The 16,640-nt window shown below is 60.9% G+C and carries 18 protein-coding genes; 6 read left to right on the forward strand and 12 right to left on the reverse strand.

Annotated features, from left to right (window positions below):
* Positions 1 to 11: 11 nt before the first annotated feature.
* From H7C18_RS11840 to H7C18_RS11855, 4 genes are all read right to left on the reverse strand, one after another.
* Complete coding sequence (locus H7C18_RS11840) at positions 12 to 323, reverse strand: hypothetical protein (RefSeq protein ID WP_185129277.1); 312 nt, start codon at positions 321 to 323, stop codon at positions 12 to 14.
* 71 nt (positions 324 to 394) lie between these two features.
* A complete protein-coding gene (locus H7C18_RS11845; RefSeq protein WP_185129278.1) occupies positions 395 to 2,341 on the reverse strand; it encodes a stalk domain-containing protein in 1,947 nt (648 codons plus the stop codon).
* A gap of 171 nt (positions 2,342 to 2,512) precedes the next feature.
* Positions 2,513 to 2,713: a hypothetical protein gene (locus H7C18_RS11850; protein WP_185129279.1), complete on the reverse strand. Its 201-nt coding sequence runs from the start codon at positions 2,711 to 2,713 to the stop codon at positions 2,513 to 2,515.
* A gap of 78 nt (positions 2,714 to 2,791) precedes the next feature.
* Positions 2,792 to 3,241: a hypothetical protein gene (locus tag H7C18_RS11855; RefSeq protein ID WP_185129280.1), complete on the reverse strand. Its 450-nt coding sequence runs from the start codon at positions 3,239 to 3,241 to the stop codon at positions 2,792 to 2,794.
* 152 nt (positions 3,242 to 3,393) lie between these two features.
* On the opposite strand from H7C18_RS11855, the gene H7C18_RS11860 reads away from it, so the two are divergent.
* The 6 genes from H7C18_RS11860 (at position 3,394) to H7C18_RS11885 (ending at position 5,582) form a co-directional block, all read left to right on the forward strand.
* A complete protein-coding gene (locus H7C18_RS11860; RefSeq protein ID WP_185129281.1) occupies positions 3,394 to 3,636 on the forward strand; it encodes a spore germination protein in 243 nt (80 codons plus the stop codon).
* Positions 3,633 to 3,887 carry a spore germination protein GerPB gene (locus H7C18_RS11865; RefSeq protein WP_185129282.1) on the forward strand — a complete coding sequence of 85 codons (255 nt, stop codon included), beginning with the start codon at positions 3,633 to 3,635 and terminating at the stop codon, positions 3,885 to 3,887. Before H7C18_RS11860 ends, H7C18_RS11865 begins: the two co-directional genes overlap by 4 nt.
* Positions 3,888 to 3,892: 5 nt before the next feature.
* Positions 3,893 to 4,747, forward strand: coding sequence for a spore germination protein GerPC (gene gerPC, locus H7C18_RS11870; RefSeq protein WP_185129283.1), 855 nt, complete (start codon positions 3,893 to 3,895; stop codon positions 4,745 to 4,747).
* A complete protein-coding gene (locus tag H7C18_RS11875) occupies positions 4,744 to 4,956 on the forward strand; it encodes a spore gernimation protein GerPD (protein WP_238357655.1) in 213 nt (70 codons plus the stop codon). The genes gerPC and H7C18_RS11875 overlap by 4 nt, the downstream gene beginning before the upstream one ends.
* Positions 4,953 to 5,384, forward strand: a complete 432-nt coding sequence (locus H7C18_RS11880) for a spore germination protein GerPE (protein ID WP_185129284.1) — start codon at positions 4,953 to 4,955, stop codon at positions 5,382 to 5,384. The genes H7C18_RS11875 and H7C18_RS11880 overlap by 4 nt, the downstream gene beginning before the upstream one ends.
* Before the next feature lie 81 nt (positions 5,385 to 5,465).
* A complete protein-coding gene (locus tag H7C18_RS11885) occupies positions 5,466 to 5,582 on the forward strand; it encodes a sporulation protein YjcZ (RefSeq protein WP_185129285.1) in 117 nt (38 codons plus the stop codon).
* 111 nt (positions 5,583 to 5,693) lie between these two features.
* Here the strand turns inward: H7C18_RS11885 and H7C18_RS11890 are convergent, their stop codons facing one another.
* The 8 genes from H7C18_RS11890 to glgB all read right to left on the reverse strand — a co-directional run bounded on the left by H7C18_RS11890 (position 5,694) and on the right by glgB (position 16,470).
* Complete coding sequence (locus H7C18_RS11890) at positions 5,694 to 7,043, reverse strand: PucR family transcriptional regulator (RefSeq protein ID WP_185129286.1); 1,350 nt, start codon at positions 7,041 to 7,043, stop codon at positions 5,694 to 5,696.
* A gap of 259 nt (positions 7,044 to 7,302) precedes the next feature.
* Positions 7,303 to 7,842 carry a zinc ribbon domain-containing protein gene (locus H7C18_RS11895; RefSeq protein ID WP_185129287.1) on the reverse strand — a complete coding sequence of 180 codons (540 nt, stop codon included), beginning with the start codon at positions 7,840 to 7,842 and terminating at the stop codon, positions 7,303 to 7,305.
* Positions 7,843 to 7,921: 79 nt separating this feature from the next.
* The gene (locus tag H7C18_RS11900) at positions 7,922 to 8,668 is read right to left on the reverse strand and encodes a DUF1361 domain-containing protein (protein WP_185129288.1); all 747 of its coding nucleotides are present in this window, start codon (positions 8,666 to 8,668) and stop codon (positions 7,922 to 7,924) included.
* 102 nt (positions 8,669 to 8,770) lie between these two features.
* Positions 8,771 to 10,753, reverse strand: a complete 1,983-nt coding sequence (locus H7C18_RS11905) for a glycoside hydrolase family 15 protein (protein ID WP_185129289.1) — start codon at positions 10,751 to 10,753, stop codon at positions 8,771 to 8,773.
* Between the two features lies 1 nt (position 10,754).
* On the reverse strand, positions 10,755 to 12,209 hold the full coding sequence (gene glgA / locus H7C18_RS11910) for a glycogen synthase GlgA (RefSeq protein WP_185129290.1): 1,455 nt from the start codon (positions 12,207 to 12,209) through the stop codon (positions 10,755 to 10,757).
* A 12-nt stretch (positions 12,210 to 12,221) separates the two neighbouring features.
* A complete protein-coding gene (gene glgD, locus H7C18_RS11915) occupies positions 12,222 to 13,334 on the reverse strand; it encodes a glucose-1-phosphate adenylyltransferase subunit GlgD (protein WP_185129291.1) in 1,113 nt (370 codons plus the stop codon).
* Positions 13,331 to 14,497: a glucose-1-phosphate adenylyltransferase gene (locus H7C18_RS11920; protein WP_185129292.1), complete on the reverse strand. Its 1,167-nt coding sequence runs from the start codon at positions 14,495 to 14,497 to the stop codon at positions 13,331 to 13,333. Before H7C18_RS11920 ends, glgD begins: the two co-directional genes overlap by 4 nt.
* Positions 14,498 to 14,559: 62 nt before the next feature.
* Entirely contained in the window at positions 14,560 to 16,470 is a 1,911-nt protein-coding gene (gene glgB, locus H7C18_RS11925) for a 1,4-alpha-glucan branching protein GlgB (protein ID WP_185129293.1), read from the reverse strand.
* Between the last annotated feature and the right edge of the window lie 170 nt (positions 16,471 to 16,640).

Raw genomic sequence — 16,640 nt, forward strand, 5'->3', positions numbered from 1 at the left:
GCCTGCTGAAGTCAGACGGTTGCCCTCATAATCGTTGTCCAGTTTTGTGTTGACAATCCACCACCAGACGCTTTCACGCCAAAGTGAGAAACCTGGTTACTCTCTTTCGCACCATCCGACGCTTTCACGCCAATGTGATGAACCTGGTTACTCTCTTTCGCACCATCCGACGCTTTCACGCCAAAGTGAGAAACCTGGTTACTCTCTTCCGCATCATCCGACGCTTTCACGCCAATGTGATGAACCTGGTTGCTCTCTTTCGCACCATCCGACGCTTTCACGCCAATGTGAGGAACCTGGTTGCTCTCTTTCGCCTCACCCATCGATTTCACGCCAATGCGAGAAGCCGCCTTCGGGAGATCCCCCGAGGGCGGCTTCGCGCTTAAAGTATGGATCAGGACGCCGGCTGCGGCAGCGGCTGGAACAGAATGTTGACCGGGAGGTTGGAGCCGAGCGCCGTCATGAAGCTGATCTCCACGACTTCCTCGTAGGGCCCGGTCCGATACAGCACGCACGCCTGATTCGGATTTTGCAGCAGGCTCGAGTTGGATACCAATACGGCCGTGTCATTGATCTTGAACACGCCGGAGTATACGCCTCCGCGAGCGTTCGCCGTAATGAGCGTGTTCGGCGCCACGTGAACGGTCATATGATAGACGACGCCGAAGTTGCCCCAGTTGTTCTCATAAACGCCGTTCAGCATGTCGCGGCCGTCCAGCGCCGGGTCGTTCGTATGGTCGCCGAACAGGATTCGCTGCGGCTTGGAGCCGAGCGTCGAATCGATCTGGACTTCGCGGTCCGCGCCTTGGAATGTCCCGCGGATGTGCTTGCCGTCGCGCGGCAGGTTCCCGAACGTTGCCAGCGCGTTAAGCGGAGCTCGATTGTCCGGATAAACGGCGAACAGCGTGAACTGGACCGGCGCCGTCGTGCTCAAATCGGCATACGCCGAGAACACATCGTTCAGCTTCAGCGGCGTATTGCCCAATTCAGGCATGATCAGCTCCGTCTCGCCGGGAGCGAGCGTCGTCAGCTTTGTCTCGCCGACCGTCTTCGATTCCAGGTAGCGCTCCGAAGCGAGCTTGCCGGTCCAGAGTCCGAACGAGTTCGGGCCGGCCTGGCCCGAGGAGCCGAGGCTGACCGTCGCGTTCTCCGTACCCTCATTCTTCGCCGCCAGATAAATCGCGAGCGGCTTCGTGCCGGAATTCTGGTGATAGAGGAACAGGCGGAAATCGCCGTTCATCGTATCGCGGTACAGAATGCCTTCCTTCGTCAGCACTTCGGGGCTGTTCGAAGCGATCAGGGCGCGATTGGATACCGTGAACGTATAAGGCACGAGCGAGTAACCCAGGACGTTGGAGCCCTCAATGTCGAACTTTTCGCCGGGCTCGGTGTAGCGCTCGTTATACTGCTGTTCGGTGTACATGACCTGGTCGCTGATCTCGATCGTCTTCTCGTACTCCGACGTAAGGCCATGCTTGTCGGTAACGGTCAGATGGATGCGCTGCGTGCCGGGCGTGAAAAAGACCGGCTTGTTATTGCTGAAGTCTGCCGAGACGATCGCATTCTCGTCGTCCGTGGACAGGTCCGTATACTTGATCGGCTCGCCGATCTTGTAGGTATCCTTGTCGGTCGTGAACATCGCGGTCGGCGGTTCGTTCTGGGGCAGAACGTTGATCGTGACGGAATACGGGTCGCTCCATTCGCCGGCCGCGTTCTGCACCCAGCGGGTAATCGTGTGAGGACCCGGTTCCGCGAACACCGTGTCGTTCCCTTCCCATCTCTCGCTGACAATGGCCGATGCGTTGGCCGAATGGCTCGTATACGTAACCGTCGTCTGGTTCGCGTAAATTTCCGCGGGATCAACCGTAAAGTCGGCCGTCGGATAAAGAATCTGCTGCCAAGAAAGGCTGATCGTCGTGCCCGTGACGGACAGATCCGAACCGGTAGCCGTCGCCCAGGCGCGAACCGGAATCATCAGGCTGCCTTTGGTCGAGAACGGCACGCCGGCGAAGCTCGTCGTCGTCCCGTTAACCGTGTACGAGGATACGCCGATCTTCCAACGGATTTCCTTATCGCTCGAAGTGACGATCGATTCCTTCGTCGAAGCGTCATAACGGACGACGTAGCCGTAACGGGCGGCCATCGCGCTCAGCGACGCGTAGGCGGATCCTCCCGAATAAACGGTAGGCTGGGCGGCTTGATAATCGACGCCGTCCAAGGTAACTTTCGTCTGGTTTTTGTACAGAACGAGCGTGCTGGAGCCGTCATCGGCCGATCCGGCATAGGCGCCGGCGGGGAAAGCAAGGGATAAAAGCAAAACCGCGGATAAAGCTTTTCTCATGAATCCATCTCCATCTCCTTAGTACGAAAAAAGTAAAACAAAGCATAGCATTAGGAAATCAGTCCCTACTTTAACGTAGGAATTCCCCCAAAAGTTGCGTTAAATCTCGAAATTTGCGCAAAAGAAAACCGCCGGGAATTGCTTCCCTGGCGGTCTCCCGGACGGGCACCGTTACGCAAACCAGCGATTGACGACCCAAAGCATCAGCACGAACGAAAGCACCGAGCCTGCGAAATACAAACTCCCCCGCCGTTTATGCCGCTGAAAGAAGCTCAGGACGCCCAGACTGAGCAGCGATCCAACCAGAAGAATAAAAATGATTCCGGTGACGAACAGTCCCGGCGATACGTTCGACACGTCCGTAATGTCCAAGACGCTAATCCTCCCTTGACCGCTTGCCGTCCGTCTCGAAATCTCGGACGGCTCTTCCTATTTTGCATTATAACGGATTCAAGGTTGAATAAACAATTCCACTTCGTCTCTCTCCGTCCGGCGCCGCTTGAACTTGGCGATCAGCTTGCCGTCCTTATGCAGAACTTTGCCCGTTCGCGGATAGACCAGGCAAGGAAAACGGACGATGCGCTTGCGACCGTCCCCCGCCGTCACCCGCAGCCGATCCGTCGCGGCGAACAGACGCAGATCCTGCTCTCCCAAATCTTTGGAAGGATGCAGCGTCACCGTGACATGCTTATCGTCCTTGACCGTGTCCGTGCGAAGCCAGACGCCGTCGTTCGCCGCCTTGCCGGCCTTCTCCATCATGTCCTGAACGTACCGGTTCAACCAATCGTTGTTCTGGGCCTTCTCCCAGCGCTCCGCGAGCTTCCATGGAATTTCGCGCCCGAGCCATTTTTGAATCTCCTTAAAATCCGGCAGCGGCCCGCTATCGAAAAAAGAACTCATGCCCGCACCCTCTCCGTTCGTTGCTGCTGACAGCTTATGCCGGTTCCGGAGGTCGGGTGCCCATTCGGAAACCGCGGCGGAAAAAACGAACCGATAGGCGATCGCCTTCATACAATGCAGCATGACGCCACATCAAAGGAGTCGTCACGCCTATGCCATCCATTGTCGGAGCCGTCAAAATATTGAGCCTCGGCACGAGCGCGGTCGTTCAGTTCGGAGACTGCATTCAGATCAATCCGTCGAGCACATCCAAGACCTACTCGGGAGCCGGGTCGTTCCTGACCGGCGACTTGCCGGTAACCAACAACGGAATCAGCGCGACGAACACGAACGATCCTGACGTCGCGGACTCCAATTCGACGCCGGTCAACACCGGCACTGGCGGTGTCGCATGAACCAGTGGAATATCCAGCAACAAATCACGATAAACCAGCTCCGCGTCGATTCCGTCACCAACTCCTCCGTCTTGCAGATCGGCAGCGCCGGGAGCATCCAATCGCTATCGCAGCTCTACAATACGGGAGGCTACACCGGGCCGGCTCCTCAACTGGGGAGCGCCCAAGTCGCACAAGAGGGAGCGAGCGCGCTCTCGCTCGTTCCCTTTCCTAGCCCGAGCTCGGGTTCGTCAAACCGGGCGAAGGAGTGATTCGAATGAATTATCCATGCTACGGATACGCCGAACCGGCGAGCGGCCAGAATTGGGCGCAAACGCTGCAAGCAATGGAGAAGCGCCTGGAGGATCTGGCCGGAAGATTGGATGCGGCGGAGAAGAAGCTGGAGGAGCTTCAAGGCACCCCTCCGGTTCATGTCGAATATCACTTCGACCAGCTGAAAGTGTCGAGGCTGGACGGAACGCTCAACATCGGCCTCACGCCTCAGGCGATGAAGGATATCGATTCCTTCGAAGTGCCCGTACCGGGTATGTGGACAGCCGCCTCGCCTCCGGGAGCGCTTGGCCAGCCGGGCTCCGCCGGCCCCTTCGCCGCTCCCGGCGGGAATGGACAGCCGGGTTCCCCGGGGCCGACCTCCCCTTCCGGCGGAATCGGGCAACCCCCTTTCGGGGCTCCGTTTTTCACGACGGGCGGGGCCGGCCAATCGCCGTTCGTAGAACCGTTCATCCCTCAGACTCCGCCGACGCCGCCGACTCCGGCGGAGAGCGGCCGGGCGGATCTGGCCGGAACCATCCGTTCCCTGCAGCAGGAAGCGGTTCAAACGTTCGATCGCAACGGAGATGCGCTCTTGCACTCGTTATGCGGACAACTGCGAGTCGAACTTGAAGATCAGCACCGGCGAATGATTATCGCCGACGTCCGTTCTCAGCTGAGCGGAAGAGCTCATCATTACGCGCGCGTGTCCCCCTATCCGGCCGAAGGCACCGACGAGGATCGGAAGCAGTGGCGCCGGGGCGTCCTCGACAAGACGATGAGGGACGTAAGGATCGCTCTTACGAATTATTTACGCCATTTTCAGCTTCCCGACATAGAGAAGGAGGAGGATCCGGCATGAAAGCGCCGATCGAAATGAACGTGCAGAGCGGCCCCGTAACCGTCGGGGCCCTGAATATCCAAGGTTTGGCGAGCGCCTCTTCGCTGCTGATGGGCGACACGGAATCGATCGTCCTCTACTCTTATTTCGATACGCCGCCCGAATCCGTCATCGTCGGGCCGCTTGTTCCGTTTCCCGCCATTGCCGAAGAGGAAGAAGCAGAAGGATGAACAGCGGACGATTTACCGCCGTCGGCAGCATAAAGATCAACACGGTGTCGGCTTCGTCCGTCGTTCAATTCGGGGACACGTGCGACTCCGTCCGCTTGTTCGATCGGGTGCTGGCGATTCAGCGGGCGATCGCGAATTTCGAGCGGGACGAATTGTCGTTCGAGTCTTACCCGCTGTTCTTTCTGCCCAGCCCCGTTCCCGTAACCCCGCCCCCGGTGCAATACCGTTCCGAAGCGCCGAAAGGAAGAATCTTGGTCGGTCCGGTGCGAGTCAACGGCGTCTCCAACTCCTGCTTCATCCGGGCGGGCAACGGGGGAGGTCCGCACATCGCGGAATCGAGAATCGTCAATATCCGGCATTTCAACGACCGCTACGCGCTATCCGGGACATCCGCCGGTTTGCAGGCATCGTCCGGCGAACCCGGGTAATCGCACAGGAACAACAATCCCGAGCGGCATATGCTGTCATTGCATGACGTCCTCACAAAATCGACTCGGGAGGGTTTTGCGATGGGTTACCCGGTTGCAGGCGCAGGTTGCGCAGTCGGCGGATACGGCGGAGGCGCCGCTTTCGTTCTCGTCCTCTTTATTCTGTTGGTCATCATTCTTCGCACCGGCTGGTTCTGACTCGAAGGAAGCCCCCTCAGCCTATGCGGCTGCCCGGATGGCCGGACTACCGGCCCGACGGGCAGCCTTTTTTTCGTCCCCGCAGTCGCCCGCTTGCGGCAAGTCTTCCCGTCAGTTCGTCTCCGCGGAGCCGGAAGACATTTGTCCGAGCCTTAGCGCCAGCTGAAGCTGCAGCCGATCCTCGGGATCGTCCAGGGATACGCTCAAAATCTGCTGTATTTTTTCCAAGCGATAGACAACCGTGTTATAGTGCGCGAACAGCCGCTTCGACGTCAGCTTGATGTTGCCGTTGCAGCGAAAAAACATCTCCAGCGTCTCCGCGAGCCGCCCCCCTCCCCTGCGGTCGGCTTGCTGAAGCGGCTGCGAATACCGCTGCAGGAACTGTTCCCGTTCCTCTCCCGAAGGAATCAGGTAGAGCAGCGAGTAGACGCCCAGCCGGTCGTAGGTCACCGAGTCCTCCGCCATCCCGCATACTTCGGACACTTGGCGGGCTCTCCGCGCCTGGGACAAGCTGACGGGAAGCAGTTCGGGACGTTCGATCGCCCGTCCGGCGAACAATCGGAGGCCCGCGTCGCCCGTCAGCGAACGCAGCTCGCCCAGCAGCCCTCGCAGCGCGCTATCCGCCGGCGCGGCAGCGTGGAGCTCGCGCTGGTGCGACAGCGGAAACGGCACCGGAACGATAAGCGCCAGCTCCGCGCCTACCGGAACGGCCAGCGGCGGCTCCGCCTGGTGAAAGCTTGCCGACCGGATCAAGGCGGCCAACTCTGCGAGGCGCTCCCCGGACGGCACCTCCGGTCCGGAGAAGCCGACCAACGCCGCGCATAGCTTCGCGCGTTTCGGCAGCACGCACCCGCATACCTCCGCGCGCAGCTTCCAATCGTTCTCGGAGACGATCTTGCCGTTCAACCAATCCTGCAGGAAGCGGTCCAAATAGCGGCTCTCGACTTCGCGAACCGCCTCGACGTTCGCGAGCTCCAATCCGGCCAGCGGCGCCAGCCGTTCGACGCTGGCGGCATCGATCGCCTCGAACGGACGGCGCCGTTCCAGCAGGACGAGACTGGCCCGCTTGCCTCCGACGGCCGAAAGCGGGCTGACGAAAGCTCTGCCGCCGTCCGTCAGCTTCACGTATCCGGCCGCTTGCGGTTCTCCCGATACGGAGGGAGGCAGCATCGCGAGAAGCAGCTTCCGCTCGCGGTCCGGTTCGCCTTCGCGCAGGTCTGCGGACAGCCAGATCCGATCCGGCTCGAGCACGAGCGCGGCAGGCTGGCCGAGCAGCGTCTGCATCTCGTCGACAAAGGCGTAAAGTCCGCCGCCTTCCAGAAGCAGCCGGGACAGCCTCTGGATCCGCGCATGCAGATCGGAAAGCCGGACCGTCTCTTCCAGGGCCGTCGGCACAAAGGACTTATCGGACGCTCCGGCAAACAGGCCGGACATGGAATCTTTACGCGGTATGGCAGACATCGCGTTCCCCCCTCGGGCGGTTCTTGACAAAAACCCAATGCGTTATAATACATCACACAAACATCAGTTCAGAGCATCATCAACCTTTATTATGTTATATTTTATAACATAATTTATTGAATGTCTTTAGCAAAATCGAAAAAAAAGTCCTCACTTGCGAACAGAGGGGCACAAAACATCACCAAGAATAGAAAAAAACGGCAACCGCCACCCCTCGGACAGGGGGCGGCGGTTGCCGTTATCGCGATTCGTACGTTTTTCAGGCGCCGACGGAATGGCCGCATTCCGGGCAGAAACGAGCGTCCGGCTGCAGCGGCGCTTCGCATTCCGCGCACACCGTGCGCGCTTCCGCTTCCACGATGACGGGCTCCGGAGCGGCGCTCTGTTCGGGCTCCTTCTCCGCTTCCGGAAGCACTTCGACGGGCAGCGGCTCGGGGAACTCGAATTTGTGGCCGCAGGACGGACAGAACTTCGTATCGTAAGGAACCGTGTGGCCGCATTCGCACTCTTTCTCGTTGCGCAGTTCGCGAATCCGATCCTCCAAGCCCACAATCTCTTTGCGCAGCCCGGAGATCGCTTCGCATTCGGGCAGAATCGACGCTTCCGCCTTGGACAGGTCCTTGGCCAGATAAGCTTCGTAGACGGCTTCCCCGATCTGGGCGTGCCGCCTCTCGATCTCTTTGCGCTTGCCGGATATTTGCGTGTGCAGCTTCGTGATCTCCACCGTCTGCTGCGCCTTTTCGGTCGCCGTCGACACGCCTTTGCTAACCGTTTCCGTCAATTTTTTCAGAAAACTCATCCAAACCGCCTCCATTCGCCACTCTATTATCCCATACGCTACAATGTTCGTCATGGTTCCGCAAGTCTTATTTTTCTCATTAGACCGACCTTGAATTTTCCGCGCCCGTCCGCAACGACTTCAAGCCGCGCAGACTGGACAGGGACAAGTAAACGATCAGAATGAGCATGCCGAACAGCAGCGTGAATTTCGCGCCCCGGTGGTCCAGGCCGGCCCGGACTCCTTCGATCAGCCGGAACGGGCTGAAGACGACGTCCCAGCTGTTCAGGCGTATCATCCTTCCGAGATAGACGCCGAAGCCTCCGAGGAACGAGACGACCACGATGAACAGCCAGCCGGCGAACCGTCCCATAAAGCGCCGGACAAGCATGTGAAAGTGAAGCATGGACAAATAGCCGAGAAGCAGGCCGCACCAGGAGAACAGGAAGAAGACGACCAGGTCGTACCAGACGAGAACCGACTGTTGCTGCGCGTTCCACATATACGTAGGATTTCCGATGAGATGGATCAGGTCGGTCGTCAGGTAGGGCGCGTTCGGATACAGCAGCAGCCAGGCCCCTCCCAGCACCAGCATCGCCAGCGCCAGCGCCGGTCCCCGCATCCACCTGGCCGCGCCGACGGCGACCATCGCGACGATAAGCGGCAGCCAGGCAAGGAACAAGTTCCATAACAGAAAATGAAAGCGGGCCGAGTCGAGATGGAAGGCGCGGACCGCCAGCATGGCGACGCACAGCACCGTCGTGCCGCACAAGACGTAGAACACGGGAGCGAACACGTCCGAATCGTCCGCCGGCGACCCCTTGAAGCGGGAATTCGTTCTGGTCATTCGAGCCCCTCCTTCTTGCCGAGTCCCTCATACATACAGCGGCTGCCGGGAAAAAGTTGCGTTTCCCCAAAAAAGAGAGCGTTCCCGCTGTCTATGATTCTCCTATTCTACCAGAGGGGCGGAGGCGGACGCCAGTTCCCGGCGCCGGCGCAAATATTTGCACACGACGCTGACATACGTGGCGTGCGACCAGGTGAGCGGCGCGACCGAAAGCGGCGTGCCGTCGAGCGGATGCAGCTGCTCCGGCAGATTGCCGCCTTCGAGCGTGTGGCGGGCGATCCTCTCGAGCGTCGCCCGGGGCGCCGCCAGATCCTCCGTCCGCTTGGCCGTCTCGATCTGGAAGCTCGCTCCCCACAGCGTGCAAATAATCCACGGATTGCCCGGCACGCGGGCGGCGTCGTGGCTGATCTGAAAATAGTAATCGCCGGCGTAACGGGCGATGCCCCCGACGTCCGTCTTCACCGACAGCCCGCCGGCGATGGCTCGCATCGTGCGCGCGACACGGTCGTCGTCGGCCGGCAGCACGCCGAACTCGAATAAGCCGAACAAGCTGCTCTCGAGCGTCATATCCTTTACCCAGACGCCGTCGCGCAGCACCAGTCCGCGCGCGAACCGGCCGCTCTCCTCGTCCCACAAGTGAACGAGCATGCCTCGCTTCATCCGTTCCGCCGCTTTGCGATACCGGTCGCTTCGCTCGTAGTCTCCGAACAGATCGGCGAAATCGGCCGCCGCCGTCAGCCCGGCATAAACCGACGAAGCGGTGTACGTCCAGATGCCGTACCTCTCTTCCCACAGATCGTAGCTGGGAAGCGGCAAGTCGAGCGACGGCTCCACGAAACCGCACAGAAACGAAGCCGCTTTGCGCACGAGCGTCGGATAGAGCGACTGCGGAAGCTCGATCTCTCCGTGCCGCTCGTAGTCCTTCCAGAGCGCGTGCAGCACGAGCGCCGTCTCGTCCTCCTGGATCGGAAGCCGGGGCTGACCCTGAACGTAATAGGGGTGCCAGCTCGAGCCGACCGTTCCGTCGGGGTTGTACTTGTGATACAGGTAGCCTTCCGGCGAGAGCGCCCGGTTGCAGAACTCGAAAAAAGGCGCGATCATGCTATGGTAGCCGGCTTGCGACATCGCGTCGGCGACGAGCGCTCCGTCCCGCGGCCACATATAGCTGTAATGATCGCGGTTGTACTGCAGAATGTCGCTGTCGTTGGCCGCCAGAATCGCGCCTCGTTCGTCCGTCTGCGTCCTCACGATCAGCAGGCTGTGCCGGAACAGCCGTACCACGTCCGCGGGCAGGTCGCCGAAGTCGCGGTTCGCGCGGGACAGCCAGTTGTTCCAGTAAATGACGATCCGGCTCAGCAGCTTCTCCGGCTGGCTCTCCCGGACATATTGATCAAGCCGCTTGACTTCTTCCAGATCGGGGCCGACCGACATCCAATAATAGAAAGAGCAGTCGCCGCCTCCCGGCACTTCCGCGCGCAGGCTGATCGTGCTGTCGACCGAGCCCTGGGCGATCGCGTTGCCCATCAGCTCGCCGTCCTCGGCGTCCCGCCATGTGCCTTCCGCGGAGTGGAACCGCTTGATGCCGGTGGAGTACTGGAAGATGCCTCCCTGGGGAGATTGTCCGTTGAACATGAAGTAGGAGGAGCGCTTGTAGTGGAAAACGGTCCGGTTCGCCGGATAGAATGCCGCCGTATCCCCCACATCGTTCCCGTCGATCATCAAGTCCTGGTGGAAAAAAAGCCGGATCTCCTTCTCTTCTTCCGCCATATTGCGAACCATGACTCGCTTTAGAAAGATATTCTCCCTTTGATGGATGCCGTCGTTCATCTGCAGCTCAACGCCCAGCTCTTCGTGTCTGGCGGTCACGTTCGTCACAAGCGCGTCCTCGATGTAGTCAAGCTCGAACGTCCATCCCGGCTCGTCGAGCCAGGCGAACGTGCCGCCGCACCGGATGCCGACCCGGCACGGCTGTCCGCCGACATGGTTCAACTGCCCTACGTAGGGAAAATACAGGTCGCGGAGATAACCGTTCCGGTCCAGGTTGATCAACATTTTCCCGTTGCCGATGACCAGGTGTCGCGCCACTTTAGCCCATTCCCCTTCCTTCGCGGACCAACCCTTGGTAGAGTTCCTCGTATTCGCGGGCCGACGAGTCCCAGCCGTAATCCCGGACGGCTCCGTTCGCCGCGATCCGCCCCCAGACCGCTTCGTCGCGATAGAAGGCCAGCGCGCGCCGGACGGTGAACAGCAGATCGTGGGCCGTCGCCGGACCGAAGCTGAACCCGTTGCCGGTTCCCGTATATTCGTTATATGCCTGCACCGTGTCCTTGAGCCCGCCGGTCTCCCGGACGACCGGCACGCTCAGGTAGCGCAGCGAGATCAGCTGGCTGAGGCCGCAAGGCTCGAAGAGCGAAGGCATGAGGAACAGGTCCGACGCCGCATAGACCCGGCGCGCCAGCCCTTCGTTGAAGCCGAACCAGACTCGCATCCGTCCCGAATACCGCTCCACGGCCTCCCGCAGCATCGCTTCGACCCGAGGCTCGCCCGCGCCGAGGACGAACAGCTGGACGTTCTCGGCCATCAAGCCGGGCAGCGCTTCTCCGATCAGATCGAAGCCTTTCTGGCGGACGAGGCGCGAAACGATGCCGATCAGCGGCACGCCTTCGTTCTCCGGCAGCCCGAACTCGAGCTGCAGCGCCGTCTTGTTCAGCCGCTTCCGGGACAACGAATCGCGGTAACGGACGGCCAGGTGCGGGTCGGTCTCCGGATCGTAGCTCGTCAAGTCGATGCCGTTCAAGATCCCTTTTAAATCGCCCGCCCGCTCGCGAAGGAGGCCGTCCAGCTTCTCTCCGTATTCAGGCGTCTGGATCTCTCTCGCATAAGTCGGACTGACCGTCGTCAGCTTGTCGGCGTAGCGAAGACCGGCTTTCAGGCAGGACCCGTCGCCGTAGAATTCAAGCCCTCCCGGCGAGAACAGCTCGTCGCCGGCGCCCAGCACGTCCTGCAGCTTGCCGCGGGAGAATACGCCCTGATATCCGAGATTGTGGATCGTAAACAGCGTACGGACGCCGCGAAGCGCCGGCACGTGCGAATAGCGGGTGCGCAGCAAAAGCGGCACGAGCCCGGTCTGCCAATCGTGGCAGTGCAGAATGTCCGGCAGCTCCTCGCTTTGGCAGCGGACGAGAGCTTCGAGCACCGCGAAGCTGAAGAAAGCGTACCGTTCCGCCTCTTCTTCCCCGTACCCGTACAGATAGCCCCGCTTGAAGTAATGCTCGTTGTCGACGAGCAAATAGCGGATCCCGTCCACATGCGTCTCCATTAGACCGCAATACTGCAGGCGCCAACCGATCGAGACGTCGAAGCGCCGGAGCAGCTTGGCGCCGCGGACGATATCGTCCGGAATGGCGTCATACTTCGGCAGGACGACGGTCACGTCGATGCCTCGCGCGGCCAAAGCCTTCGGCAGCGATCCGACGACGTCCGCCAGTCCGCCCGACTTCGCCAGGGGCGCCGCTTCCGAAGCGGCGAACCAAACCTTCATCGGACTCCCCCTTTAGATGATTTTCCGTTTGAAGGCGAGGAGCGGAAGCTCCGCCGAGCCCCGAAGCTGCTGCGAGCCCCGCACTTCCACTTCCTTGTCGAGAATGCAATTTTCCAGGGATCCGTTCTCGCCGACGATCCCGTTCTGCATGACGATGCTTCCCCGCACGACGGCTCCCTTGCGGACTTTGACGCCGCGGAACAGGATGCTGCCGTACACCTCGCCTTCGATCTCGCACCCGTTCGCCACGAGCGAGTGCTGGACCCGGGAGCCGCTGCGGTACATCGCCGGAGGTTCATCCTTCACCTTCGTATAGATCGGGCCCGGCCGGTTAAACAGCTCGAACCAGACGTCGCGGCCGAGCAGCTCCATGCTGTGGCGGTAGTAGGACGCCACCGTGTTCACGACTCCGAGATAGCCTTCGTGGAGGTGGGCGTACACCTTCAGCTCTCCGAGCCGGGACATGAGGGCGTGTCGGACGAAGTGGTCCTTGCCCTGGGCGAGCGACGTCTCCACGAGATCGAGCAGCAGATCCTTGCGCAGCACGTACATCTCCATCGAGACGATATCGCTCTCCAGGCGGCCGTAATGATCCTGCATATCGACCACGCGGCCGCTCGCGCTCAGATTCACCTTGCGCGTCAGCCCGGTCTGGGCATAGGGCCACCGCTTGCAGACCACCGTGACGTCCGCTCCCCGTTCGCGATGCCGGTCGAGCACGCGTTCGAAATCCAGATTGCACACCATATGGCTGCGGGCGAGGACGACGTACTCGGGCGCGCTACGCGTGAAGTAATCCCGGTTTCGGTAGAACTGGTACAAGTCGCCTTTGCCGAAATCCGCCATATCCTCCATGGACGGAGGCAGCACGAAGAGGCCGCATTGGTTGCGGTGAAGATCCCAATGGCCTCCCGAGCCCAGGTGATCCATCAGCGAACGGAATTTCCGGTGCGCGAATACCGCCACCTTCGGAATGCCGGAATCCACCATCGAAGAGAGCACGAAGTCGATCAGCCGGTACCGTCCGCCGAACGGGACGGTCGCCAGACACCGGCTTGCGGTGAGCGCGCTCATCTCCTCCGGCTCGTGCACCAGATTGATGACGCCCATCATGGGCAGCTTCATATCGGCTCCACCTCCGCTTTCGCCTCTGACGCCGCGACCTCGTCGCCGCTGCCCACGACCGCGATCTCCGCGGAGCCGGGGCTGCCGATTCGGCAGCCTTCGCCGACGCGCGCTCCTTCTCCGACGATCGCGCGGACGATTCGGGCGCCGCGGCCGATGACCGCGTTCGGCATGACGACCGAGTCTTCGATGAGGCTGCCCTCCGCCGCCCGAACGCCATGGAACAGCACGGAGCGGTTCACCGTTCCTTCGATGAAGCAGCCTTCGTTGATCAGAGAGCCGCCTACGCTTGCTTCCGGGGACAAGTACTGGGCCGGCTGGTTCGGATTGACGGAATAGATTCGCCACTCCCTGTCGCTCAGGCGGAGCGCAGGTTCGTCCTCCAGCAGGTCCATGTTCGCCTGCCACAAGCTTTCGACCGTGCCTACGTCCTTCCAGTAGCCTTCGAACCGATGCGCGTACAGCCGTGCGCCTCCCCGCAGCATCCTCGGGACGACGTCCTTGCCGAAGTCGTTGGAGGATCGGCTGTCGGATTCGTCGTCTATCAACGCTTCCCGGAGAGCCGACCAGGAGAACATGTAGACGCCCATCGAGGCGAGGTTGCTCTTCGGCTGCTTCGGCTTCTCCGCGAACTCGACGATTCGCCCCTCTTCGTCGACTTCCAGAATGCCGAACCGGCCGGCGTCCTTCCACGGCACGGTAATGACCGCGATCGTCGCGTCCGCCCGGTTGCCCTTATGGGTGTCCAACAGCCGGCCGTAGTCCATCTTGTAAATGTGATCGCCGGAAATGACGAGAACGTACTCCGGGTCGTACCGCTCGATAAACCCCGCGTTCTGATAGATCGCGTTCGCCGTCCCTTTGTACCAGACGCCTCCTTTCGGGCGCACGTAAGGCGGCAGCACGTGCATGCCGCCGTCGCGGCGATCGAGCCCCCAGGGGCTCCCGATCCCCAGATATTGATTCAGCACGAGCGGCTGGTATTGAGTCAGCACGCCGACCGTCTCGATGCCGGAATTGACGCAGTTGCTGAGCGTAAAATCGATGATCCGGTACTTCCCGCCGAAATGAACGGCCGGCTTGGCCAAATCTTTGGTCAGCACGCCGAGCCGGCGCCCTTCCCCTCCCGCCAGCAGCATGGCGATGCATTCGTTGCGGCGCATAGGCGCTGCTCCTTTCTTTGACCGATATTTTCGCCTGGAGCGGGAGCGGCTCCCGCTCCCGTTCATTCCGTCGCGACCCGGTCCGGCTCCAACAGCAGGAACGTCAGAGGAGGCAGCGGGATTTCGACGCTGAACGGCCGTCCGTGGAACGGCTTGCGCGAAGACTTGACCCGGCGAGGCTTCCGGATGCTTTCGCCGCCGTAGCTCGGCGCGTCGCTGCTCAGGATGATCCGGTATGCCGAGCCGGCGGGCACCCCGATCCGGTAAGCCGGGTAGGCCCGGCGGGAGAAGTTGCAGACGGCGACCAGATGGCGCTTCGGATCCCTTCCTTTGCGGATGAGAGACAGCACGGATTGGGCGGCGTTGTCCGCATCGATCCATTCGAAGCCTTCGGGCCGATGGTCCAGCTCCCATAGTGCCGGCTCGGCCCGGTACAGCGCGCCGAGATCGCGGAAATACCGCTGCATTCCGGCGTGAAGCGGATACTCCAGCACAGGCCAATCGAGTTCCCCGCCGTCCTTCCATTCGTCGAACTGCCCGAATTCTCCGCCCATGAACAACAGCTTTTTGCCGGGATGAACCGTCCAATAGCCGTAAAACAGCCTCAGGTTCGCGAACTTCTCCTCGTAGGAGCCCGGCATTTTGTTCAACAGGGAGCGTTTGCCGTGGACGACTTCGTCGTGCGATAGCGGAAGAATATAATTTTCGGAAAAGGCGTACAGCAGCGAGAAGGTAATTAGGGAGTGCCGGGCGGGGCGTTCCGACGGATCCGTCTCCATGTACCGGAGCATGTCGTTCATCCAGCCCATATTCCACTTGTAATTGAAGCCGAGGCCGCCCAGATAGGTCGGCGAAGTGACGCCGGGCCAGGCGGAGGAGTCTTCCGCGACGAGAAGCGTATCGGGATGGAACCGGAAGACGGTCTCGCTCAGCTTGCGGAGGAAATCGATCGCCTCCAGATGCTCGCTGCCCCCATGACGGTTCAGCGTATGCAGATGAGGCGGCTTGTCGAAGCGAAGATCGATCATGCTGGCGACGGCGTCCACGCGGAGTCCGTCCATATGATAGACGTCGAGCCAGAAAAGCGCGCCGGACAACAGGAAGCTCTGCACCTCCGCCTTGCCGAAGTCGAAAGCGAGCGTGCCCCACAGCGGCTTCTCGGCGATCCGCGAATCGGCGTGCTCGTATAGAGGCGTCCCGTCGAATTCGCGAAGCCCATGCTCGTCCTTGCAGAAGTGGCCGGGCACCCAATCGAGCAGCACCCCGATCCCCCGGCGGTGACAGCGGTCGACCAGCGTCTGCAGGCCGTCCGGCGGCCCGTACCGGCTCGTCGCCGCGTAATACCCCGTCGTCTGATAGCCCCACGACCCGTCGAGCGGATGCTCGGTCGCCGGAAGCAGCTCGATATGCGTGAAGCCCATCTCTTCCGCATAATCGACCAGTTCGTCCGCCAGCTCCCGATACGTTCGAAAGCGCTCAGGCCCCTCCCGCTTCCAGGAGCCGAGGTGCACCTCGTAAATGTGCATCGGCCTGCCGTAAGGCGGGTTCGCGCGCTTGCGTTCCAACCATTCCCGGTCCTGCCAGGCGTAAGAGAACGGATCGGCCACGACGGACGCGGTGCCGGGCCGCAGCTCGGAGCGGAAAGCAAACGGATCCGCCTTCAGGAAGGTGCGGCCCGCCGCGTCCACGATCTCGTACTTGTAGGCGTCCCCCTCCCGAAGTCCGGCGACGAAACCGCACCACACCCCCGTCGCCCCGGCACGGCTCATAGCGTGTCCCGCTCCGCTCCAACCGTTAAAATCGCCGACGACGCGAACGTCTTGGGCGTTCGGCGCCCAGACCGCGAATCGGACGCCTCGAACGCCGCCGCATTCATCCATATGCGCGCCGAACGTCCGATAAGCATGAAATAACTGGCCGCGATTGAACAAATACAATATTTCCGGCTCGATCGTCGCGGAAGCGGCCGTCATGTCCGGGACCCCCTTCGCGATAAGATGGAATTGAAGCCCGTGTCCCATCATACGCACGTATCCCGCTCGTTCAGAAGTGCAAATTTCCGATAAAAGCGGCAGCGGCGGCACAAGACCCAAAAAAGGTCTTAAACCGCCGCTGCATGGTTAGGGGATGAGATGGAAAATAT

The organism is Cohnella zeiphila (assembly GCF_014212055.1).
GTDB classification, from domain to species: Bacteria; Bacillota; Bacilli; order Paenibacillales; family Paenibacillaceae; genus Cohnella; species Cohnella zeiphila.